This window comes from Alloyangia mangrovi, assembly GCF_002300555.2.
Lineage (GTDB): Bacteria > Pseudomonadota > Alphaproteobacteria > Rhodobacterales > Rhodobacteraceae > Salipiger > Salipiger mangrovi.
This window is the reverse complement of sequence record NZ_NTHN02000157.1, coordinates 1-396: the sequence shown is the minus strand read 5'-3', so window position 1 is coordinate 396 and position 396 is coordinate 1. Positions and strand designations below refer to the sequence as shown.

Below are 396 nucleotides of genomic sequence, written 5' to 3'. Positions count from 1 at the left end.
CGGCCTCGAGCTTTCGCCAGTCGCGAAACTCGAACCCACGGTCGAAGGTGATCGACTTGCGTGCCGCTTGGGGCAGTGGCGTCATCACGTTCATCAAGCTGTTCATGAAGTGCGTGGAACTGCGATCGTTGTTCCGGAACAGGACTGCGAAGCGGGTCTTTCTCTCGACCAGCGTTGCGACGTTCATCGAGCCTTGCGCGCGCTCGAAGATCATCAGATCGCCTTCCCATTCTCCGAATGTTTCCCGTGTCTTGACGCATTCTGGGCGCTGATGGATCGACCGTTCAGGCGGAAAGACCTGGCTGCGGGACCGCCGCGCATACCGGGGCCTGCGTTTCTTGCGCCGGCTGGGCAGGTGTCGCGCCAACTCTTCGGCACGACCCTCTGGGCCATAGA

At 61.1% G+C, this 396-nt stretch carries 1 protein-coding gene; it reads right to left on the bottom strand.

Features of this window, described 5'->3' with window-relative positions; translation table 11 throughout:
* On the bottom strand, positions 1-396 hold a 396-nt coding region (locus CLG85_RS27215; protein WP_446323480.1), incomplete at both ends, for an IS30 family transposase.